At 68.1% G+C, this 19618-nt stretch carries 26 protein-coding genes; all 26 read right to left on the reverse strand.

Annotated features, from left to right (window positions below):
• Positions 1-3: 3 nt before the first annotated feature.
• The 26 genes from trbK-alt to BZF61_RS07130 all read right to left on the reverse strand — a co-directional run bounded on the left by trbK-alt (position 4) and on the right by BZF61_RS07130 (position 19317).
• On the reverse strand, positions 4-339 hold the full coding sequence (gene trbK-alt, locus BZF61_RS07000) for a putative entry exclusion protein TrbK-alt (RefSeq protein WP_086618048.1): 336 nt from the start codon (positions 337-339) through the stop codon (positions 4-6).
• A gap of 11 nt (positions 340-350) precedes the next feature.
• The gene (gene trbJ, locus BZF61_RS07005) at positions 351-1115 is read right to left on the reverse strand and encodes a P-type conjugative transfer protein TrbJ (RefSeq protein ID WP_086618049.1); all 765 of its coding nucleotides are present in this window, start codon (positions 1113-1115) and stop codon (positions 351-353) included.
• Positions 1112-3550 carry a conjugal transfer protein TrbE gene (gene trbE / locus BZF61_RS07010; protein ID WP_086618051.1) on the reverse strand — a complete coding sequence of 813 codons (2439 nt, stop codon included), beginning with the start codon at positions 3548-3550 and terminating at the stop codon, positions 1112-1114. Before trbE ends, trbJ begins: the two co-directional genes overlap by 4 nt.
• Before the next feature lie 8 nt (positions 3551-3558).
• Positions 3559-3837, reverse strand: coding sequence for a VirB3 family type IV secretion system protein (locus BZF61_RS07015; protein ID WP_086618052.1), 279 nt, complete (start codon positions 3835-3837; stop codon positions 3559-3561).
• Positions 3837-4196, reverse strand: coding sequence for a TrbC/VirB2 family type IV secretion system protein (locus BZF61_RS07020; RefSeq protein ID WP_143736952.1), 360 nt, complete (start codon positions 4194-4196; stop codon positions 3837-3839). Before BZF61_RS07020 ends, BZF61_RS07015 begins: the two co-directional genes overlap by 1 nt.
• Complete coding sequence (gene trbB, locus BZF61_RS07025) at positions 4193-5176, reverse strand: P-type conjugative transfer ATPase TrbB (RefSeq protein WP_086618054.1); 984 nt, start codon at positions 5174-5176, stop codon at positions 4193-4195. Before trbB ends, BZF61_RS07020 begins: the two co-directional genes overlap by 4 nt.
• A gap of 169 nt (positions 5177-5345) precedes the next feature.
• Positions 5346-5780 (reverse strand): CopG family transcriptional regulator, encoded by a 435-nt coding sequence (locus BZF61_RS07030; protein ID WP_086618055.1) that lies wholly within the window; start codon positions 5778-5780, stop codon positions 5346-5348.
• 6 nt (positions 5781-5786) lie between these two features.
• Positions 5787-7772, reverse strand: coding sequence for a conjugal transfer protein TraG (locus BZF61_RS07035; protein ID WP_086618057.1), 1986 nt, complete (start codon positions 7770-7772; stop codon positions 5787-5789).
• A 28-nt stretch (positions 7773-7800) separates the two neighbouring features.
• Entirely contained in the window at positions 7801-9540 is a 1740-nt protein-coding gene (locus BZF61_RS07040; protein WP_086618058.1) for a relaxase/mobilization nuclease domain-containing protein, read from the reverse strand.
• A gap of 244 nt (positions 9541-9784) precedes the next feature.
• Positions 9785-10558, reverse strand: a complete 774-nt coding sequence (locus BZF61_RS07045; RefSeq protein WP_086618060.1) for a lytic transglycosylase domain-containing protein — start codon at positions 10556-10558, stop codon at positions 9785-9787.
• 4 nt (positions 10559-10562) lie between these two features.
• The gene (locus tag BZF61_RS07050) at positions 10563-10898 is read right to left on the reverse strand and encodes a DUF736 domain-containing protein (protein ID WP_086618062.1); all 336 of its coding nucleotides are present in this window, start codon (positions 10896-10898) and stop codon (positions 10563-10565) included.
• 45 nt (positions 10899-10943) lie between these two features.
• Positions 10944-11489: a S26 family signal peptidase gene (locus BZF61_RS07055; protein ID WP_143736954.1), complete on the reverse strand. Its 546-nt coding sequence runs from the start codon at positions 11487-11489 to the stop codon at positions 10944-10946.
• A complete protein-coding gene (locus BZF61_RS07060; protein WP_086618064.1) occupies positions 11486-11995 on the reverse strand; it encodes a DUF2840 domain-containing protein in 510 nt (169 codons plus the stop codon). The genes BZF61_RS07055 and BZF61_RS07060 overlap by 4 nt, the downstream gene beginning before the upstream one ends.
• Positions 11992-12246: a ribbon-helix-helix protein gene (locus BZF61_RS07065; protein ID WP_086618066.1), complete on the reverse strand. Its 255-nt coding sequence runs from the start codon at positions 12244-12246 to the stop codon at positions 11992-11994. The genes BZF61_RS07060 and BZF61_RS07065 overlap by 4 nt, the downstream gene beginning before the upstream one ends.
• A complete protein-coding gene (parA, locus tag BZF61_RS07070) occupies positions 12243-12881 on the reverse strand; it encodes a ParA family partition ATPase (RefSeq protein WP_086618068.1) in 639 nt (212 codons plus the stop codon). The genes BZF61_RS07065 and parA overlap by 4 nt, the downstream gene beginning before the upstream one ends.
• Before the next feature lie 208 nt (positions 12882-13089).
• Positions 13090-13968, reverse strand: a complete 879-nt coding sequence (locus tag BZF61_RS07075; RefSeq protein ID WP_086618069.1) for a replication initiator protein A — start codon at positions 13966-13968, stop codon at positions 13090-13092.
• 10 nt (positions 13969-13978) lie between these two features.
• Positions 13979-14254 (reverse strand): helix-turn-helix transcriptional regulator, encoded by a 276-nt coding sequence (locus BZF61_RS07080; RefSeq protein ID WP_086618071.1) that lies wholly within the window; start codon positions 14252-14254, stop codon positions 13979-13981.
• 131 nt (positions 14255-14385) lie between these two features.
• Positions 14386-14766: a DUF2285 domain-containing protein gene (locus BZF61_RS15875; protein WP_245804535.1), complete on the reverse strand. Its 381-nt coding sequence runs from the start codon at positions 14764-14766 to the stop codon at positions 14386-14388.
• 142 nt (positions 14767-14908) lie between these two features.
• Positions 14909-15157, reverse strand: a complete 249-nt coding sequence (locus BZF61_RS07090) for a transcriptional regulator domain-containing protein (protein WP_086618072.1) — start codon at positions 15155-15157, stop codon at positions 14909-14911.
• 126 nt (positions 15158-15283) lie between these two features.
• On the reverse strand, positions 15284-15529 hold the full coding sequence (locus tag BZF61_RS07095; RefSeq protein ID WP_086618074.1) for a DNA -binding domain-containing protein: 246 nt from the start codon (positions 15527-15529) through the stop codon (positions 15284-15286).
• Between the two features lie 138 nt (positions 15530-15667).
• The gene (locus tag BZF61_RS07100) at positions 15668-15919 is read right to left on the reverse strand and encodes a helix-turn-helix domain-containing protein (protein WP_086618076.1); all 252 of its coding nucleotides are present in this window, start codon (positions 15917-15919) and stop codon (positions 15668-15670) included.
• A 207-nt stretch (positions 15920-16126) separates the two neighbouring features.
• Positions 16127-16450 carry a DUF736 domain-containing protein gene (locus tag BZF61_RS07105; protein ID WP_011315360.1) on the reverse strand — a complete coding sequence of 108 codons (324 nt, stop codon included), beginning with the start codon at positions 16448-16450 and terminating at the stop codon, positions 16127-16129.
• Positions 16451-17026: 576 nt separating this feature from the next.
• Positions 17027-17467, reverse strand: coding sequence for a hypothetical protein (locus tag BZF61_RS07115; protein WP_086618077.1), 441 nt, complete (start codon positions 17465-17467; stop codon positions 17027-17029).
• A gap of 173 nt (positions 17468-17640) precedes the next feature.
• Positions 17641-18063 (reverse strand): type II toxin-antitoxin system VapC family toxin, encoded by a 423-nt coding sequence (locus tag BZF61_RS07120; RefSeq protein WP_086618079.1) that lies wholly within the window; start codon positions 18061-18063, stop codon positions 17641-17643.
• The gene (locus tag BZF61_RS07125) at positions 18060-18314 is read right to left on the reverse strand and encodes a FitA-like ribbon-helix-helix domain-containing protein (RefSeq protein WP_055459950.1); all 255 of its coding nucleotides are present in this window, start codon (positions 18312-18314) and stop codon (positions 18060-18062) included. Before BZF61_RS07125 ends, BZF61_RS07120 begins: the two co-directional genes overlap by 4 nt.
• Before the next feature lie 79 nt (positions 18315-18393).
• Entirely contained in the window at positions 18394-19317 is a 924-nt protein-coding gene (locus tag BZF61_RS07130) for a DUF2493 domain-containing protein (protein ID WP_086618303.1), read from the reverse strand.
• Positions 19318-19618: the final 301 nt, after the last annotated feature.

Raw genomic sequence — 19618 nt, forward strand, 5'->3', positions numbered from 1 at the left:
ATGCTACTCGCCGCCTGGCGCAGCGCCGCGGCTGCGGATCTCACCGATCGAGCTCGGCAGTCCGGACCCGGTTTGCGGGCGTGCCGTGCCCGGCGAGAGAAAGCGCCGGCGGCTCTCCGCCCAGGCGCGCAGGCACGCGGGATCGCGCGGGCCGGCCTCGCCCAGGCTCTGGCAGCGGAACAGCTCCTCTCGCAGCGGGTCCGCCGCACCCGTCTGTGCCGGTCGCGGCATCGCTGCCTCCGGCCGCTCCTCCTTCCGGGTCAGCTCGATCACCGTCGCGGTGATCGCGACGGCGACGAACGCGATTGCGCCGATGCGAGCGAGGGTCTTGGGGGCCACGAGTGCCCCCGTCAGTTGCCGCTGCCCGGGAACATGCTGGCATTGCCGGGCTGATAGCCGGCGCCAGGGGTGAGGAAGCGCCGGCGCTGCTCGCGGCCCTGTTCGGCCGCGGCCGCGCGCTCCGCTTCGGCAAGGGCGCGTGCGCGTCCATCGGCCGCCACGACGGCGGTGAGGTCGGCAAGCTGCTGCGCCTGGAGCGCGAGGATCTGGTTGCCGGCCTGCGTCGCCTGCAGCGCTCCGGTTGCGCCCTGGCTCTGGCCGACCAGCGCCGACATCTCGGTGCGGTTGGTGTCGAGATTGCCGACGACGGTCGCCTGGACGCGCATCGCGTCCTGAAGGCCGCCGACCGTGTTCTGCCAGCGGGTGCGCGCATCGGCGATCAATTGCTGATCGGACGCGGACAGCGAGGCATTGCCGTAGGTCGTCTGAAACGCCTGGTCGATCTGCTGAACGTCGAAAGCAATGTTCTGCGCCTCGCCGAGGAGATGCTGGGTGCGCTGGATGGACTGCTGCAGACGCTGCAACGAGGAATACGGCAGGCTCGCGAGATTGCGGGCCTGGTTGATCAGCATTTGCGCCTCGTTCTGAAGCGAGGTGATCTGGTTGTTGATCTGCTCCAGCGCGCGGGCCGCCTGCAGCACGTTCTGTGCGTAGTTGGTCGGGTCATAGACGATCCACTGGGCCGAAGCGGGTGTGACCAGGACGGGCGAGAACGCCAGTGGAAGCGAGAGAGCCGTCGCGGCGAGAAGCGCCGCGCGCGAGCGACGGATTGTCATGAGGGAGTCTCCAGATTGGTGAGGCTTGGGATGAGATCGGCGGCCCACGCGACGCCGCGGTGGTGCAGCCATGCCGGCAGGAAGCCCTCGCGGCCGTGCTCGGCGCGGATGCGGTCGATGGCGGCCTGATCGGTCTTGGAGGACGCGGCGCAGAGCGCGAGGGCGACGTCGGAGAGGCCGAGCTCGAACAGTCGATTGCCGCGGCGTGATTGGCAGTAATAGTCGCGCTTCGGCGTGGCGTGGGCGAGGATTTCGATCTGGCGATCGTTCAAGCCGAACCTTCGATAGATCGCGGTGATCTGCGGCTCGATCGCCCGCTCGTTCGGGAGCAGCAACCGCGTCGGGCAGCTCTCGATGATGGCCGGCGCGATCGGCGAATTGTCGATGTCGGAGAGCGACTGCGTGGCGAAGACGACGCTGGCGTTCTTTTTCCGGAGCGTCTTCAGCCATTCTCTTAGCTGACCGGCGAAGCCTTCGTCGTCGAGGGCCAGCCAGCCTTCGTCGACGATCAGCAAGGTCGGCCGCCCGTCGAGGCGATCCTCGATGCGATGGAACAGATAGGCGAGCACGGCCGGCGCCGCGCCGGTCCCGATCAGGCCCTCGGTCTCGAACGCCTGGACCAATGCTTCGCCGAGATGTTCGTGCTCGGCGTCGAGCAGGCGGCCATAGGCCCCGCCGACACAGAAGGGCCGCAGCGCCTGCTTGAGATCGTTCGATTGCAGGAGCACCGCGAGGCCGGTGATCGTGCGTTCGACGACGGGCGCGCTCGCGAGCGAGGTCAGCGCGGTCCAGAGATGCTCCTTGACCTCGGGCGTGATGGCGATGCCCTCGCGCTTCAGGATCGCGACGATCCAGTCGGCGGCCCAGGCGCGTTCGGGGACATGGTGGATGCCGGCGAGCGGTTGCAGCGAGACGCTCTCGGCCGATCCTTCCGTGAGACCGCCGCCGAGGTCGTGCCAGTCGCCGCCCATGGCGAGTGCGGCGGCGCGGATCGAACCGCCGAAATCGAAGGCGAAGGCCTGCGAGTTGGAATAGCGCCGGAACTGCAGCGCCATCAGCGCCAGCAGCACCGACTTGCCGGCGCCGGTCGGGCCGACGACCAGCGTGTGACCGACGTCGCCGACATGCAAAGAGAACCGGAACGGGGTGGAGCCTTCGGTCTTGCCGAACAGCAAGGGAGGCGCAGCGAAGTGCTCATCCCGTTCCGGGCCGGCCCAGACGGCTGACAGGGGAATCATGTGCGCGAGATTGAGTGTGTTGATCGGCGGCTGGCGCACGTTGCCGTAGACGTGGCCCGGCAGCGAGCCGAGCCAGGCGTCGACCGCATTGATCGTCTCGGGCATGGTGGTGAAGTCGCGGCCCTGGATGACCTTCTCGACCAGCCGCAGCTTCTCGGCGGCGATGCGGGGGTCATTGTCCCAGACCGTCACAGTCGCGGTGACGTAAGCCTCGCCGGCGTAGTCGACCCCAAGCTCCTGTAGCGCGAGGTCCGCGTCGGCCGCCTTGTTCGCCGCATCGGTGTCGATGAGAGCCGACGCCTCGTTGGTCATCACTTCCTTGAGGATCGCCACGATGCTCTTGCGCTTGGCGAACCACTGCCGGCGGATTTTTGTGAGCAGCCTGGTTGCGTCGGTCTTGTCGAGCAGGATGGCGCGCGACGCCCAGCGATAAGGAAACGCCAGCCGGTTCAGCTCATCCAAAATGCCCGGCGTGGTTGCCGTCGGAAAACCGACGATCGTCAGGATGCGAAGGTGCGCGTCGCCGAGCCGTGGCTCGAGGCCGCCGGTGAGCGGCTGGTCGGCCAGTAGTGCGTCGAGATACATCGGCGTCTCGGGCACGCGCACGCGGTGCCGCCTGGTCGAGATGCAGGAGTGCAGGTAGGTCAGCGTCTCGCCGTCATCGAGCCAGGCGCATTCGGGCATGAAGGCTTCGATGAGCTGCAGCACGCGGTTGGTGCGATCGACGAAGCCGCGCAGGATCTCGTGCGGATCGACGCCGCGGTCCGCCTTGCCCTCGTAGAGCCAGTTCTCGGCGCGCGCGGCGTCCTCAGCCGGCGGCAGGTAGGTGAAGGTGAGGAAGTAGCTCGACTCGAAATGCGCACTCGCTTCCTCGAAGTCCGCCTTGCGCTCGGCGTCGACGAGCGCAGACGCAGCATCGGGAAAACGGCTCGATGGATAGGCGCCGACGCCGTGGCGCTGGGCTTCCACGAAGATTGCCCAGCCCGATCCAAGGCGGCGGAAGGCGTTGTTGAGGCGGCCGGCGACCGCAACCAGCTCAGCCGGTACGGCGGAGTCGAGGTCGGGGCCACGGAAGCGCGCCGTGCGCTGGAAGCTGCCATCCTTGTTGAGGACGACGCCCTCTGCGACGAGGGCTGCCCAGGGCAGGAAGTCGGCGAGGCGCGAAGACGTGCGGCGATATTCAGCGAGGTTCATCATCGGCCGCCTCACACGTCTAGGAAGCCGGGAATGCGCAGGTGCCGGCGCGTGACCTCGACGAACATCGGATCGCGCTTTGCCGCCCACACCGCCGCGAAATGACCGACCGCCCAAAACCCGAGGCCGACGAGCCAGAGTCGCAGGCCGAGCCCGAGCGCGGCCGCGAGCGTGCCGTTGAGGATGGCGATCGAGCGCGGCGCGCCGCCGAGGAGGATGGGCTCGGTCAGCGCCCGATGGACCGGCACCGAGAAGCCGGGGACCTCGGCGGTATCAAGCACACCAGCCATCACACGACAGCCCCGCCGCCGAAGCTGAAGAAGCTCAGGAAGAAGGAGCTGGCTGCGAATGCGATCGACAGGCCGAACACGATCTGCACCAGTCGGCGGAAGCCGCCGCTCGTATCCCCGAAGGCGAGCGTCAGGCCGGTGACGATGATGATGATCACCGCGATCACCTTGGCCACCGGGCCTTCGATCGATTGGAGGATCTGCTGGAGCGGCTGCTCCCACGGCATGGACGAGCCGCTGGCATAGGCCGGCGCGGCGTAGAGAAGTCCTGCCGCGGTCAGACCGATGGCGCCGATCCGGTCGCGGACCGGGCCGGCAAATAGACGTTGCTTGAATGATGGCTGTCGGACCGTGGTCATGCGTGATCTCCTGCTGGGCCTGCTGTCGCGGGGGTGATGCGGTAGTCGCCGCCGGGTCCGAGGCCCTCGACGCGGGCGAGCTCGGCGAGGCGGCGCGAGGCGCCGCGGCCGCTCAGCACGGCGACGAGATCGATGGTCTCGGCGATCAGCGCGCGCGGGACCGTGACCACGGCTTCCTGAATGAGCTGCTCGAGGCGGCGGAGCGCGCCGATGGCGGTCCCAGCGTGGATCGTGCCGATCCCGCCGGGATGTCCGGTGCCCCAAGCCTTCAGGAGATCGAGCGCCTCGGCGCCGCGCACCTCGCCGATCGGAATGCGGTCGGGCCGCAGGCGCAGGGAAGAGCGCACGAGGTCGGAGAGCGTGGCGACGCCGTCCTTGGTGCGCATGGCGACAAGATTGGGCGCCGCGCATTGAAGCTCGCGCGTATCCTCGATCAGGACGACACGATCGGCCGACTTCGACACTTCCGCGAGGAGCGCGTTGGTGAGCGTGGTCTTGCCGGTACTGGTTCCCCCGGCGACCAGGATGTTGCGGCGGTCGGCGACGGCGCGGCGAATGATCTCCGCCTGCTCGGCCGACATGATGCCGGCGGCCACGTAGTCCTGCAGGCCGAATACGGCGACGGCGGGCTTGCGGATCGCAAAGGTCGGCGCCGCGACCACGGGCGGCAGCAGGCCCTCGAAGCGCTCTCCCGTTCCGGGCAGCTCGGCCGAAACGCGTGGGCTCCCTGCGTGGACCTCGGCGCCGACATGATGAGCGACGAGCCGGACGATGCGCTCGCCGTCGGCGGGCGACAGGCGCTCGCCCGTATCGGCCAGGCCCTCCGAGAGACGGTCGATCCAGAGCCGCCCGTCGGGGTTGAGCATCACCTCGACGATCGACGGGTCTTCCAGGAATCCGGCGATGGCCGGGCCGAGGGCGGTGCGCAGCATGCGCGTGCCGCGAAGGACCGCCTCGGATTGCTGGAATGAAACCGCCATGTCGTCCCCGTTCTGCGCGGGGCCGCTCGCGAGCGGCCCTGGATCGGGGATGAGTAGAAGAGGCAGAAAATCGGGCGACGCAACAACCCTGATGGGGTCATAGTAGTCTGGCGTAGAAATACAGGGAAACGGCGAAGCCGCTGACGAGTTGCGAGCGTCGTGATCTCGCTTATTCGTTACTCGGTTCGCCCGGAACGTCCTCGGAGATTTCTTGGCCGAGCTTTGGCCCCTTGGCGAGTCGCCGGCCGAGCGCGGCGACGAAGGCGTCGTAGCGTTCGCCGGCCTTCGCGCGCGCGGCGGCCTGCGCAGGCTCAGGCAGCGGCGGGTTGGTGGTCAGCCAGAAGCGGACAAAGACCGCGAGCGTCTCGACGGCGATGCCGAGGTCGCGCTCGAGGCGCGCCATGCGGCGATCGAGCTGGTCAAGGCGCCTAGTGAGCGCTGCCTCCTGCCGTTCGGCGGCGTCGGGTGAGAGGAATGAGGCGATGGCCGCCTCTGCGACGAGCGAGCGAGACTGGGCGCGGCGCGCGGCATATTCCGCCAGCGCCCTGGTCACGCTCGGTTCGAGATAGACGGAGAGCCGCTGCTTCTTGTTCGGGTTCGGCATGGCGTCCTACAGCTCCATGCCGTCGTTGGGATCGAGCGAGACCTGACGCGCGAGGCCTTGGACGAGACGGTTCATGCGGCTCAGCCGCGCGGCGTCGTCCGGCTCGTCATCGTTGGGATCGATCTCGAACTCGTTGTCGATCGGCGGTTTCTTCTCGACCGGGGCCACGCGACTGAGCTCCGGCTGGCGCCGCTTCTCGGAGCCAGTCGTGTCCTCGTCATCCATGCCGCTCACGGGTGGCGCGGCTTCCGGCAAAGGTCGCGGCGGCAGAGGCCTGCCGGTCCAGTCATTCGCCTGCTGGTGTTCCGCCGCCTTCAGCACCGGCGGCGGCAAAATGCGCGCCTGTAATCTCCGGTCCTCGAAGTAGCGCGCCTTCTTGGCGCGGATGGGCGGCGTGCCGGCGACCATCACGATCTCGTCTGTGGGCGGGAGCTGCATGATCTCGCCGGGCGTAAGCAGCGGCCGGGCCGTCTCCGAACGCGACACCATCAGGTGTCCGAGCCAGGGGCTCAGGCGATGTCCGGCATAGTTGCGCATGGCGCGCAGCTCGGTCGCCGTGCCGAGCGCGTCGCTGACCCTCTTGGCGGTCCTCTCGTCGTTGGTCGCGAAGCTCACTCGCACATGGCAATTGTCGAGGATCGAGTTGTTCGGGCCGTAGGCCTTCTCGATCTGGTTGAGGCTCTGTGCGATCAGGAACGACTTCAGCCCATAGCCGGCCATGAACGCCAGCGTGCTCTCGAAGAAGGCGAGGCGGCCGAGCGCGGGGAACTCGTCGAGCATAAGAAGCAGGCGGTGATGGCGGGTCTTGGCGTGGAGATCTTCCGTCAGGCGTCGGCCGATCTGGTTGAGGATCAGCCGGATCAGCGGCTTGGTGCGCGCAATGTCGGACGGCGGCACGACGAGGTAGAGCGTCGTCGGCCGTGCACCGCCGATGATGTCGGTGATCCGCCAATCGCAGCGGCGCGTGACGGCCGCGACGACGGGGTCGCGGTAGAGGCCGAGGAACGACATGGCGGTGCTCAACACGCCGCTGCGCTCGTTGTCCGACTTGTTGAGGAGCTCGCGCGCGGCGCTGGCGATGACCGGGTGCGGTCCGGCCTCTCCGAGATGCGGGGTCTTCATCATGGCGGCGAGCGTCGATTCGATCGGGCGGCGCGGATCGGAGAGGAAGGAGGCGACGCCTGCGAGCGTCTTGTCCTCCTCCGCGTAGAGCACGTGGAGGATGGCGCCGACCAGCAGCGCATGGGAGGTCTTCTCCCAATGATTCCTCTTCTCAAGCGAGCCTTCGGGGTCGACCAGGATGTCGGCGATGTTCTGGACGTCGCGGACTTCCCATTCGCCGCGCCGGACCTCGAGCAGAGGATTGTAGGCAGAAGACTTGGCGTTGGTCGGATCGAATAGCAGCACGCGGCCGTGCCGTGCGCGGAAGCCGGAGGTGAGCTGCCAGTTCTCGCCCTTGATGTCGTGGACGATGGCACTGCCGGGCCAGGTGAGCAGGGACGGAATGACCAGGCCCACGCCCTTGCCGCTCCGGGTCGGGGCAAAGCAGAGGACGTGCTCGGGTCCGTCGTGCCGGAGGTAGTCGCGGCCGAGCTTGCCGAGCACGACGCCGTCGGGGCCGAGAAGGCCGGCGGCCTTCACTTCATCGGGCCGGGCCCATCGTGCCGAGCCATAGGTGTCGACGTTCTTCGCCTCGCGGGCCCGCCATACCGACATGGCGATCGCGACCGCGATCGCCATGAACCCGCCCGACGCCGCGATATAGGCGCCTTCGACGAAGATCGCCGGCGCATAGGCGTCATAGAAGAACCACCACGCATAGAACGCCGGCGGATAGTAGACCGGCCAACCGAACGCGACGAACCATGGGTCACCGAGCTGGGCCTGGAAGCCCAATCGCCATGCGGTCCACTCGGTCGCGCCCCAGGTCGTCGCGAGGATGATCAGCGCGACGACCAGAATCTGACCCCAGAGAATCTTCGTTGCTGACATCACGTACTCTCCTTGTCCGATCCTCTCATCACAGGCCGATGCCCCGCTTGCGGCCGAAGCTCCAGTCGATGCCGCCGTCGCCGCGAGCGACGCCGGAGACATGGCGGCCGAGATGCTGTTCGAGCGAGGGCGACCAGGGCACGAGCTGGAAGCCGAGGCCATTGTCGAGCATCGCGAAGCGTCCAGAGGCGAGATCGAAGCGGCGGCGATACGTGCCCGCGACGTATTCCCCGGCGCTGGCCTTCACGGCCGCTTGGCCGGTGTCGGCCGTAAGGCGCTCATTCAACGCGTCGAGCTCGCGACGCCGCAGCGTCTCGATCAGGTTGCGGCTGAAGCTGACCCCGCGGCTTTGCCGCTCGGCGATCCCCTGGCCGATGAGATGCTCGGCGCGGCGCTCGAGCGCGGCGCGGACCTCGGCGCCGAAGCCGCCGACGCCGAGCGGGATCGGCTCGCGCGCGATGGCCCGGCGGTCGAGCCAGGTGGCGCCGTTCGCCGTGATCTGCTGCTCGAGCGGAAGGTCCGACCGGACGGCGAGCGCGACGCGCCGCCGGCCCTGCGCATCGTCGAACCGGCGCAGCTCGACGATCGAGCCGGGGGCGGAATCCCCGGCCGCGTTGAGATCGGGAAGCCTGATGTGGTGGGTGCGGCCATCGATGCCGTCGACGACGGCGTAGGCGGTGCCCTTCAACTCGTCGTCGAGCCCGCGGGCCAGCAAGCGGCCGACGATTGGCTCGTCCAGGCTCTCGCCGGCCAGCACATAGCTCGAAGGCCCGCGTTCGAGGCCGCGCTCCGCGAGGCCGCGATGAATCCGCTTGATGATGTCGCCGCGCTCGCCGAGCTCGCGCAGCCGCTTCTCGGCAGACTCAGAGATGACCCATTGGCCCGGCCCGATCTGGTCGGCGAGGCCGAGAGCCTCCAGCTTGCGCAGGCGTCCGACCTTCAGCGCATGGAATTCATCCGGCTGGCGATCGGGATGCCGCGCGAGATCGATGATGCCCGTCCGATGGGCGTCGCGCGCGAGCTGGCGGTCGATGTTGGTCCAGCGCTCGGCCTCGATCTGTCGCTCCAGCGCGGTGCGGATGTCGCGATCGGTGCGCGGGCCCAGCTCTTGGGTGATCAGGTTGCGCGCGCGGTCGCGCATGCCTTCCTTGATGTAGTCGCGTGCGATGACGAGGTTCTCGCCGTCGTCACGAACGCCGCGCACGATCAGGTGGATATGCGGGTGCTCGGTGTTCCAGTGGTCGACCGCCAGCCAGTCGAGCCTCGTCCCGAGATCCTTCTCCATCTGGCCGACCAGGTCGCGGGTAAACCGCTTGAGGTCCGCCATCTCGATCGCGTCGTCCGGCGACACGATGAAGCGGAAATGGTGGCGGTCGTCGGCGCAGCGCTCCGCAAAAGCCTTGGGATCGGCGTCGTCAGTACCGGGACCAAAGAGCCGCGCCTTCTCTCCGTCCCGGGTGACGCCCTCGCGCCGCAGATAGCCGAGATGGGTCGCGAGCGGCGCGCCGCGTGCGCTGTGGCGGACGACGCGCGCCTTCACGACGGCGCCGCGCGAGCGCGCGGTGATGAGCCGGTTGGCCTGTACCGAGGCGCGCTGGCCGCGGCCAAAGCGGGAGCGATGGCCGGGGCCGATCACCCCCTTCCGGGAAACGGAGCCGCCGGCGCGCTCAGCGGCGGCGAGCGCCTGTGCGATGAAGGGCCGTGCCCGCTGTGTGCGGGTGGAACGGATGCGGCCAGGGCGGATGCGGAAGTCGTCCTCGGCGCTCATGGCCGCGGCTCCGCACATCGCGTCAAGAAGCGGAATTCATTGCAAAAGTGCCGAAGGCGCAGGCTGCGCGGGGACGGCGCACCTCGCGGTTTCGGCATGCAAGCTATTGAAAAAGCACAACCGTCATGGCGCGCACATCGCGCTCCTTTATCCTGCCATCGTGCGGTCGGGGTTGCGCCCTCCCGCCGCATCGCACGCTCCGGTGCGCTGGGGTTCGCCAGACCACAACCCGGCAGGGAGCGCCTCATTGTCGGGGCTCCGGACTTGCCGAAGCCACGAAAAGCCCGGACGAGCGCGGTGAAAGCGATATCGCCTCATGCGTGCGCGATGCCGTCGCGTTGTTGCCGGACCCGCGCTGGTCTTGCGATGGTCCTGCATTCGCACCGTTGTTCGCGTGCACGACGAACAAGGGCGAGCGCGTCCAGGCGAGCGGATCGGGCGCAATCGCGGTCACGCTCTCGAACGGTTCGCCGCCGACAAGGGGCGCGAGCACAGCGACATAGGCACGCGTTTCGGCCGGCAGAGCGCGCACGCCCGCGAGGTATTCCTCATATCGCTGGGGACCGGCGTTGTAGGCCGCAAGGAAGCCCGGCGATCGGTAGCGGTCGTGCATCTCGCGCAGGTACGCGGCACCGGCCAGGATGTTGTCGCGCGGATCGAAAGGATCGCGGCCGAGACCGTAGCGCATGCGCAGCTCCGACCAGGTATTCGGCATGATCTGCATCAGGCCCATCGCGCCGTTGCGAGAGACGGCGTGGACATCGCCGGCACTTTCCGCGTCCATGACGGCCCGTATCCATGCGATGGGCACGCCGAAACGCCGCGCCGCTTCCGCGATGTAGTCAGCGATTGTGTGGTCGCTCCGAAGACGCGCGGCAGACGCGTTCTGCGCAAGCGCAACGCTGGTGAACGGCGCGGCGATCAGCAGGCCGGAAAGGAGAAGAGTGGGAAGACGCCGGACGAGCGAGCGTCGCCCGGCGTCTTCACTCCGTTTCCACGATGTCGAGCGGATGGGCATCGCCTCAGTCCCGCTCCGGCCGCTTCTGGGGACGGTTCCAGTGCAGGCCCCAGACGGACTTTGCGTCGCCCGACTGGAACAGGTTGGCGCGGATCGGCTGGCTGAGCGCCGGGTCGTCGATCTGGACGGAGACGTAATCGCCGGCTTTCTCGCCGGTGCGCTTCCAGCCGGCGCCGATCTCGGGCCCGTCGCTGTCGCCGAGATGGACGCGGTAGTCCGGCGCGTTCTCGGCGTCGGAATGTTCGGCCGGAATGAGCACGATCTCGCTGTTGAGCGTGAGCGTGCGCACATGCCCGGTATAGCCGTTCTTGGTGCGGGTGAACTCTCCGATCTGTGGCATTGAAAGCTCCCTATGTGCGGTGAAGGGGACGTGCTCGGCGCGCCGTCACCGCGTTGCGGCGTGCCATTGGAAGCGGCCGTCGCCGTCCTCGTCGGTCCACAGCGGGACCGCGCGGCCGATGATCGTGTTGGTGGCGAGCGGGCCGAAGTAGCGGCCGTCCATGCTGTCGGGAGCGGCCCAGTTCATCAGGAAGACTTCCCCATCGGCGATGCGGCGGCAGCCCTGCCAGGACGGCAAGACACGGCCGGCGCGGTCGCGCGCCAGCGCCTCGCCCATGTCGATCCCGTCGACCGTGATGTGCGATCCGTCCCGGCAAACCTGCTGGCCAGCAACGGCGGCGACCCGCTTCATCAGCGGCACGCCGCGCGGCAGATAGCGGCGCTCGGCCATGAAGGAGGCGAGCGGTTCGGGCGTGCGGACGGCAACGAGGTCGGCGACTTCGACGTGACGCGCCGACGCGATGGAATAGAGGCCGAGCGGCACGCTGGCGGACGCGTTCCAGATGAGCTTCGGCGTCACCGGAAGGCAGGAGAGGCCGCCGACCGCCAGCACGGCGAAGGACGTCGTCATGACATAGCCGAAGCGCGTCACGGCTCGACCCTCCGCCGCAGGAGGATCGCCCGATGCTGCTCGACGGTGTAGCGGCGCGGCTCCTGGCCGGCGGTCAGGCGGTTGTGGACGTGACGCCAGTGATGCGGCGATACCTCGGCCGGGTCGATGCCGATCGCCTCGATCGCATCGACGATCTGGAGGACGCGCTCGACCTTCGGCCAGCCCTCCATCTTGAGAAGGATGTCGCCGCCGGGCCGCACGAAGGGCAGCGTCTGATAGCGCTCGCCGGGCGTGATCGCGCGCACGATGTCGATGCGCGAGAGGATGGTGCCGTGGTCGTTGGAGGCCCAGCGCACGAAGGCGAAGGTGCTGTTGGGCGTGAAGGCGAGCACGCGGCGGCGCCGGTCGAGGATATGCTCGTCCTTCTCCTTACCGAAGCGGATCCAGTATTCGACCTTCTTTTCGATCCAGGTCAGCTCGACGCGCGTCAGGCCGTCGGCGGGAAGCGGCGGCGGCACGAGGCGCAAGTGGGGCGCATCGGTCATGGCAGGTCTCGTTCGGCTGGAGGGAATTCGCGGGCGAGCAGGTCGCGCAGCATGTCCGCGACGGTCAGGCCGCGTTGGAAGGCGACGATCTTGATGCGGCCGCGCAGCTCCGGCGTGATGTCGATCGTCAGCCGCGCGGTGAATGCGGCCGCGTCGCCGTTGCTGTTGGAGCGCGGCGCAGATGCCTTGATCCAGCGTTCGGGATCGGCCGGCCGCGCGATGAAGGCGCGTTTGGAAGAGCGCTGGGTCATCGCGCCAGCCTCCCGACTTCGGCCGCAAGAGCGGTGATCTCGCGCGCCGCCGGACTTTCTATGTGTGCTTCCCAGACGAGGCGGCCGGACTGCGCGGCCTCGGCGAAGGCGACACGCTGACCGATTTTGGAGGCGAGCAGCGGCGGGTCGTGATCGGCGAGCGTGAGCGCGGTCTCGCGCGCGATGACAGTGCGCGCGGCGCATCGATTGAGGACGAAGCGGGCGACGAGCTGGGGGCGATAGATGCGCGCCTCGCTCAGCAGCGTGAGCATCTCGGCCGATCCCCAGCCGTCGAAGGGCGACGGCTGCACCGGGATCAGGACGATGTCGGCCGCGAGCAGCGCCGAGCGCATGAGCCCGGCGACGCGGGGCGGACCGTCGATGACGATGTGATCGGCATTGCGCGCAAGCTCGGGCGCTTCCCGGTGCAGCGTATCGCGCGCCAGGCCGATAACGCCGAACAGCCGTGGAAGGCTCTCGCGGGCGCGTTGCTGCGACCAGTCGAGGGCAGAACCTTGCGGATCGGCGTCGATGACGGTGACGCGCTGGCCGCGTCGTGCCCATTCGCCGGCGAGGTGGAGGGCGAGCGTGGTCTTGCCGACGCCGCCCTTCTGGTTGAGCATCGCGACGATCATGGCGCCGCCTCCCGTTGGCGGCACTCATCCACAGGTGTGGAACGCGGAGCGGCCGTTAGAAAGATTCCGAAGGAATCTTGGTTAGAAGAGTTACGCCGTGCGCATTGCTTTGAATCGGCGCTCGGATTCGATGAATCCGGTCCCCGATAGCACGAGGATCGGGTCCCCGATGGCACGACAGGCCGGGTCCCTGATAGCACGAGGCGATTCACAGCTTGTCCCCAGCGCGAGAAGTCCCGCGCGGCCGCAGCGGAGCGAGGGCCGCCGAAGCGACGGGAACGAATGCGAGGCGTTCTGGGGCGTTCGGCGGCTGCTCGATGGTCAGCCGGTAGCCGGGCAGCGTCTGCCGGCGGACGATCTCGCGCAGGTCGTAGGCGAAGTGCTTTAGCGGCGAGAGGCTGCCGGACTTCGCGTGGAGATACGCGATGTCGAAGCTCCAGCCGGACGGCTGGCGGCCACCGTGCTTGCGCACCAGGCGGTAGAGCCAGCGCTCCAGTCCGCCGGTCAGGCGGAAGTAGGCGCGGTCGATCGTCAGCACGAGGGCGTCGTCGAGCACGGCCGCGTAGAACCAGTCCGGGACGATCAGCTCGAGGCCGAGCGGACGGCCGTGCGCGTCCGCACGCTCCTTCCACTCATTGATCCAGGAGAAGCGATGCATGCGCCGCTCGGAGGGCTGGCGGATCGAGGTCGCGACCGTGGTTGATTGCAGGCGATCGAGCCCGGCCTTGAGACGGTCGTAGTCGCGCACGCTCACGCCGCGGCCGATGAAGGAAAGAATCTCGTAGGGCGTCGCCGCCATCAGGCGCGACGGCTTTAGGCCAAGATCGCGGGCCTCGACGATCTGCGAGGCGGCCCAGATCAGCACGTCGGCGTCCCAGATGGTCGCCATGCCGTGCTCCGGGACCGCTTCGACGCGGATGACGATCGGGCCGGCTTTGAAGTCGATCGGCGTCAGCCGTTTCGACTTGGCGAGCGAGAAGAACGGATAGGCCATGAGGTCCTGCGCGTCGCGCGGCGCGAGGTCGCCCGGCAGCGCTCGGAAGAGATCGAGCTGCTCCCGCTCGCTGTTGCGTCTCGCCGAGGACATGGCCGGTACCTCAACGGCGGTCGCGGCCGGCCTGCACCGGGGCCGGGCCGTGGCGCTTGGCCGGCAGCACGGAGCCGCGCGGGTCGGACGTCGAGGTGACGGCGCCGCGATCGGCCCAGGCCTTGAGATCGTCGAGCGCGTAGACGACGCGCCCGCCGAGCTTGCGGTAAGCGGGACCCGTGCCGTAGGTCCGATGCTTCTCGAGTGTCCGGCTGGAGAGGCCGAGGAAGTCGGCGGCCTCCGGAGTCCGCAAGAAGCGCGGCGGCAAGCCGGCGAGATTGGTCATGTCGCACCTCCGGGCGTTCGTTCAGATCGCCGGCCAAATCCGGCGAATGGCGGCCACGGTGGCGGAGGGGCACTGGGTTGGGGGATGGCGAAGATGCGGGTGCTGAATTCGCACCCCCGCGGCCGCGCGAGCTATGGGCGTCGTCGCCGGCGCAGAAGCGAGCGATAGCCGCCAGCGATCAGCGCGAGGCCGTCCTTCACGAGGTCGATCGTCGCGTCGCGCAGGGCGGAGGTTTTCCAGGGAGCATCGGCAACGCGCGCGGCGCCGAAGATCGCCTCGGCGATCTCGCGATAGCTCGCGCCTTCGTGGCGGCCGTCTACGGCCTGAAGCATGCGGCGGAGCCGTCGTCGCTGCTGACTCGTCAGCCTCGCGTCGGCCGGTACGCGCCGGCCGTTGATGGCCCGCCAGAGGCGGGCGACCGCCTCGATCCGGTCAAGCCCGTCGGCTCCCAGCGACACCAGGGCCACGAGCGGGCTCGCCGGCGAAGCATCGGACAGGAGCAGGAGCCGCACGGCCCTCGACCCGCGGCCATGGACAATGCTCAGTCCGTCGGAACCAGCGCGGCCAGTATGCGGATCGAGTTCGGGAAGGACGGTGCTCTCGACGGTCGATGCGGCGGGAACGGCCGTGAGAATGACCGTGCCTGGGTCAATGTCAGGCGCCCAGAATACGGTCGCGGCGGTCGCATCGAGCGTGGGATCGATCGCGAAAGCGCAGCCCCCAGCGCCGCTGGATCGTCGCGGCAAGGCGCTCGGTGGCGTCGGGGGAGCGCGTGCTTTCGGCAAAATCCCGTTGATAGACAGCGTTGCGCCTCAGGCATTCCCAGGCAAGGTCAGGCGCGACCAGCTGATCCAGGTAGTCGTAGGTGTCGGACGAGCGCCAGCGCGATGTGTCGGGCCCCATTCTGTTTCCTCCCCCGACCCGCGGGCCGGGCGCGTGCGAAGGAGCTGTACGATTGCGAGGCCATCGGAGTTGGGGAAGTCCCGTTTTGTGCAACACGCGATGCCGTGACGGCATCACGGATGGACATCATTTGTCCGTCTCATGGGCGAGCTGCCGGTAGCCTTGCTCGGTCATCCAGCGGGCGCGCGCGAGATGACTGCGGTGCACGCGGCTCGCGCGCTCCGGTTCCTTCGCGGGATCGATCCCGAAGAGGACCTTGACCGCCTCGCGCCAGTCAGCGCCGTCCGTTTCGGCGTCGAGCAGGCGCAGATAGAGCTTCATGTGCGCGCGGTCGTAGCGGGTCAGAACGGCGCTCTGCGGCGGTTCGTCCATGAACGGATCGTGTGTCAAATCGAACCCCGCCGGCCGACGCTTGGACGCGTCAACGATCTGTTAACGCTACGCCGTCGGACGCACGGCGCAAGGCGACGTGTTGGCACGAAGGATCGAGGCCCGTGGCGCCCCGCGGCATCATCGGTTTTTGCGGGACTCGACCTTTGCGCGGACAAGCATCACTCCTTCGCCCTGATCGGACGACAGGAAGACGATGCCGTTGGCCTCCAGCGTGCGACGGACCTGATCTTCCGTCGACTCGTAAACGGCGCGATGGCCCGACTCCAGGCGCTTAAGCGCCGTCAGCGATACCAGGGCCTTGTCGGCGAGCGTCTCCTGCGTCCATCCCAGCAGCGCGCGAGCGGCCCGCGATTGTCGGGCGGTGATCATGCATGATCACCTCCCACCGGGCCGATCGAGCGTGCCAGAACTACGACTAAAATAGTCGTTCTTGGCCGGCGAGGCGAGGGAAAATGGCCGCTAAAGACGGGAAGTTGGACGAATCGCGCTGAACCGATTCGGTCGCCCGGCCGTGTCGGCACCAACCAGCTGGCGTGGCCCCGCCCGGTCGACCGGGCGGGGCCTGGGGCTCGCGCCTCATTCGCCGTTGCGGCGGTTCGGGCGGGACCAGATCAGGCTGTAGCCGTCGCCGTCCTCGTCGTCGAAGAGGTTGGCGTAGATTGGGGCGGTAAAGCTCGGATCGTCGAGCTTGAGGCCCAGATAGTCGCGGCCCTCGTTGGAACGCTTGGCCCAGGCGGCGCCGATCTCGACGCGGCCCGCGAAGACGCGGTGGCTGGGGGCGTTCTCGCCGGAGCGGTTGGCTTCGGGAACGATGCGGACGTTCTTGGCCTGGACGCTGAGGGTGACGATCTGGCCGACGAACTCGTTGCCGGACTTCTTGAAGGTGCCGATGGTCGCCATGGTGGGTTCTCCTTGATGTTTGCTTCGAGCCCGCACTATTGCGGCCTCGATGGTGATCGACAGGCCGCAGGCGATCGACGCCGCACCTGCCTGCAGGCCGGAGCGCAGCGGAGGATGGCAGCCGGGAGACTTTCTTGTTTCGCGAGGAATGGGCGCAGCCCAGGGGAAGAAAGTCGACCGGCGCCATTGCGGCATAGGCGATCGAGGCGAAGCCGGCCTGCGGCCAGATCAGCCCATCTAAAGAGGCCGCATGGTGCGCTCGATCAGGCAGAGAGGATCACGGAGAACCTGGCGACTCCGTCGTGCAACCGAGGGGGCCGGCGGCGTCGGTGCACGGCGCTCATCCCGCGTCGAGGTGACCGGCCGCATCGATGCTCCCGATAAGCAGGGACAGGCGTGCGATCAGCCCGCCGCATTCGAGGGCGTGGAGGTTCACGCGGGCCAACACCGCGTTCCAACGCGGTCCGCGACCGATGGGTCAGCGCGACCCGGCGCTCATCCACACCTCAGATTGCCAACAGGTGAGGACGAGATCGCAGGCGGTATGATGTCGTCATGCCGGTAGCCGGAACGGCCTCAAGCGCGCGCCACGCCCTGGCCGGTCCCACCGGGTGGGGCCAGCGTCGCCAGCCGCGCGAAGGCGGTGATGCCGACGACGACGGCTCCGACCAGCGAGAAGGCGACCTGCCAGGTTTCCGAGGGCATCGGGTGCTTCACGATGCCATGTGTCGCGTGATAGCCGGCGATGGCGGCCGGTGCGACGAAAGCGGCGGCAATCACGAGCCGCAGCCAGAGCGGCCTGACCAATGCGAGCAGGACGTGACCAGCGAGAAGGGTTGCGAGGCCGGCGACCGCTCCAACGGCGATTCCGCCGAGCCAGCCGGCGCCTGTGCCGTACGCCCAGACGCCTGCCGTGACCCCTGCGAATAGAGGAAGGGCGTAGACCGCGAGGTAGAACAAGAGACAGCAGATGACGCTGATGGCGGCGATGCTGGCGAGCACGCTGAGTAAAATCATGGTGGTGGCCTCCGTGAGACAAGGATCTGACGGTCGCGCCTTCCACCACCACCGCGGCGCAGGAGCTTTATAGCATAAGATCGACGGCGCGTGAGCGGACATCGCGAACGGCTTCCGTCCGGCGTAGCTGAGCCGGATTGTTCTGCAACGGAAGCAACTTCGTCGGCTGCCGGTCAGCCGTCGGCGGTCCAGGGATCGATGACCGTCAGGCCGGCGGCCGTGAACGCGGCGGTATCGCGCGACGCCACGGCGAAGCCGTGCGCGACGGCGATCGCGGCGATGTAGCCGTCGGGCGTGGGGAAGCCCTTGCCGGCCTTGCGCGCCTTGACGGCGAGGTCGGCATATCGCCGCGCCGCTTGCGTATCGAAGGGAAGGATTCTCAGCTCGAACAGCTCCATCACGCCGTCGAGCGTGGTTGCCAGGCGGTCCTTGCGCTTGCCCCTGGGCAGGGCGCCGATGCCGAACATCAGCTCCGCGATGGTGACGCTGGAGAGAAAGAGCGTTTCCGCGGCCTGGGCATCGAGCCAGCCACGGACCGACGGGTGCGGCTCGGGCTTCATCGCCTCGGAGACGACATTGGTGTCGAGCAGGATCATCCGAAGCGCATCGGCTGGGCGGGCCGGGTGTCGCGAGTCTGTTCGAGTGCCTCGACATCGGCATTGGTGAGCCCGATCTTGCGGCTCATCTCCGAGAGCGCGGTGCCGATCCGCAGGCGTCCCGCGGGGCGCACGGCGGCTTCCAGAATGGCGCGCATTTCGGCTTCAGTGCTGCGGTTGTGCTGCGCCGCCCGGACCTTCAAAGCGCGATGCGCCTCCTCCGATAGGTTGCGAATAGTGACAGCGGGCATGATGGCGTCCTCGACGGATTGACTGCAGTGCTATCAATATACCTTATGTGATGGCATTTTTCAAGAATGATGGCGGCGCTCAGGCGCCGCCGAAACGCCAGACCGGGATGCCGAGCTTCTTCGCCTTGTCGGCGAGGTTCTGCTGGATGCCCGTGCCGGGAAAGATCATGACGCCGATTGGCAGCACCTCCAGCATGGCGTCGTTGCGCTTGAACGGTGCGGCCTTGGCGTGCTTCGTCCAGTCTGGTTTGAACGCGATCTGCGGCACGTTGCGGTGATCGGCCCAGCGCGCCGCGATGCGTTCGGCGCCCTTCGGCGAGCCGCCGTGCATGAGCACCATGTCAGGGTGCTTGGCGTGCACCTGGTCGAGCTTTGCCCAGATCAGCCGATGATCGTTGAAGTCGAGGCCGCCGCTGAGCGCGACCTTCGGGCCGGGCGGTAGCATGACCTCGGTCTCGGTGCGCCTTTTGGCGGCGAGGAAGTCGCGGCTGTCGATCATCGCCGCGGTCATGGCGCGGTGGTTGACAAGCGAGCCGCTGCGCGGCCGCCAGGCCGAGCCGGTGTGGCGCTCGAAATGCTCGCAGGCCTGGTCGCGCATCAGCTCGAAGGCGTCGCGGCGCTCGACGAGCGTCTGGCCCTCGGCGATGAGCCGCTCCAGCTCGACCGACTTGACCTCGGTGCCGTCCTGCTCGCGCTGGCTGCGGCGCTGCGCCTGCTCGTTGTCGTCAAGCTCGCGCGCGATGCGGTCGGCGGCGCGGTGGAAGAGGTTGACGGTCGACCACAGCAGGTCCTCGAGATCGGGCTCGAGGCGGGTGTCGCCAAGGGTGGCGATGAGGGCGTCGAAGATGTCGGCGATGGCCCCGGCAACGGCATTGCCCTCGGGAAGCGGGCGCGGGTCGGGTTCGTCCTGGAAGGGGCGGAAGCCGTAGAGCTGAAGCTCGGTGAGGACGTGGTTGGTCGGAGACGAGCTGTGATGGGGCTCGAAGTCGTCGTCGCTGGTCATGGGATGCTCCGTCGCTGGATTGGCCGCGACCCTCGCGGCCTTCATGGCGACGGAAGACGGCGGGCGGGCCGGCCCTGCACCCGGAGCGAAGCGCAGGGCCGAAGCGCGAGCGGAGGATGGCGAAGGCCGGCTATTTTGCCTCGCGATGCAAAGGCGCGTCAGCGCCGGCGGAAAATAGCCGGCTGCAGCCATTGCTGGGCCGGGCCGCCCGCCGTCCCGTTCGCCCTCTCAGGAAGGCCGCGGGCGCGGCTCTGTCCCGGCGCGAGGAGCATCGGCCGCCGGTGTGACGGTGAGCCCCATC

This window comes from Erythrobacter tepidarius, from assembly GCF_002155695.1.
In the GTDB taxonomy this organism is placed as follows: domain Bacteria; phylum Pseudomonadota; class Alphaproteobacteria; order Sphingomonadales; family Sphingomonadaceae; genus Erythrobacter; species Erythrobacter tepidarius.

Bases quoted from the DNA above. Each gene is read 5' to 3' on its own strand.
- trbJ (WP_086618049.1), bottom strand. From the start codon at position 1,115: ATGACAATCCGTCGCTCGCGCGCGGCGCTTCTCGCCGCGACGGCTCTC.
- trbE (WP_086618051.1), bottom strand. From the start codon at position 3,550: ATGATGAACCTCGCTGAATATCGCCGCACGTCTTCGCGCCTCGCCGAC.
- BZF61_RS07015 (WP_086618052.1), bottom strand. From the start codon at position 3,837: ATGGCTGGTGTGCTTGATACCGCCGAGGTCCCCGGCTTCTCGGTGCCG.
- BZF61_RS07020 (WP_143736952.1), bottom strand. From the start codon at position 4,196: ATGACCACGGTCCGACAGCCATCATTCAAGCAACGTCTATTTGCCGGC.
- trbB (WP_086618054.1), bottom strand. From the start codon at position 5,176: ATGGCGGTTTCATTCCAGCAATCCGAGGCGGTCCTTCGCGGCACGCGC.
- BZF61_RS07030 (WP_086618055.1), bottom strand. From the start codon at position 5,780: ATGCCGAACCCGAACAAGAAGCAGCGGCTCTCCGTCTATCTCGAACCG.
- BZF61_RS07035 (WP_086618057.1), bottom strand. From the start codon at position 7,772: ATGTCAGCAACGAAGATTCTCTGGGGTCAGATTCTGGTCGTCGCGCTG.
- BZF61_RS07040 (WP_086618058.1), bottom strand. From the start codon at position 9,540: ATGAGCGCCGAGGACGACTTCCGCATCCGCCCTGGCCGCATCCGTTCC.
- BZF61_RS07045 (WP_086618060.1), bottom strand. From the start codon at position 10,558: ATGCCCATCCGCTCGACATCGTGGAAACGGAGTGAAGACGCCGGGCGA.
- BZF61_RS07050 (WP_086618062.1), bottom strand. From the start codon at position 10,898: ATGCCACAGATCGGAGAGTTCACCCGCACCAAGAACGGCTATACCGGG.
- BZF61_RS07060 (WP_086618064.1), bottom strand. From the start codon at position 11,995: ATGACCGATGCGCCCCACTTGCGCCTCGTGCCGCCGCCGCTTCCCGCC.
- BZF61_RS07065 (WP_086618066.1), bottom strand. From the start codon at position 12,246: ATGACCCAGCGCTCTTCCAAACGCGCCTTCATCGCGCGGCCGGCCGAT.
- parA (WP_086618068.1), bottom strand. From the start codon at position 12,881: ATGATCGTCGCGATGCTCAACCAGAAGGGCGGCGTCGGCAAGACCACG.
- BZF61_RS07075 (WP_086618069.1), bottom strand. From the start codon at position 13,968: ATGTCCTCGGCGAGACGCAACAGCGAGCGGGAGCAGCTCGATCTCTTC.
- BZF61_RS07080 (WP_086618071.1), bottom strand. From the start codon at position 14,254: ATGACCAATCTCGCCGGCTTGCCGCCGCGCTTCTTGCGGACTCCGGAG.
- BZF61_RS07090 (WP_086618072.1), bottom strand. From the start codon at position 15,157: ATGGGGCCCGACACATCGCGCTGGCGCTCGTCCGACACCTACGACTAC.
- BZF61_RS07095 (WP_086618074.1), bottom strand. From the start codon at position 15,529: ATGGACGAACCGCCGCAGAGCGCCGTTCTGACCCGCTACGACCGCGCG.
- BZF61_RS07100 (WP_086618076.1), bottom strand. From the start codon at position 15,919: ATGATCACCGCCCGACAATCGCGGGCCGCTCGCGCGCTGCTGGGATGG.
- BZF61_RS07105 (WP_011315360.1), bottom strand. From the start codon at position 16,450: ATGGCGACCATCGGCACCTTCAAGAAGTCCGGCAACGAGTTCGTCGGC.
- BZF61_RS07115 (WP_086618077.1), bottom strand. From the start codon at position 17,467: ATGATTTTACTCAGCGTGCTCGCCAGCATCGCCGCCATCAGCGTCATC.
- BZF61_RS07120 (WP_086618079.1), bottom strand. From the start codon at position 18,063: ATGATCCTGCTCGACACCAATGTCGTCTCCGAGGCGATGAAGCCCGAG.
- BZF61_RS07125 (WP_055459950.1), bottom strand. From the start codon at position 18,314: ATGCCCGCTGTCACTATTCGCAACCTATCGGAGGAGGCGCATCGCGCT.
- BZF61_RS07130 (WP_086618303.1), bottom strand. From the start codon at position 19,317: ATGACCAGCGACGACGACTTCGAGCCCCATCACAGCTCGTCTCCGACC.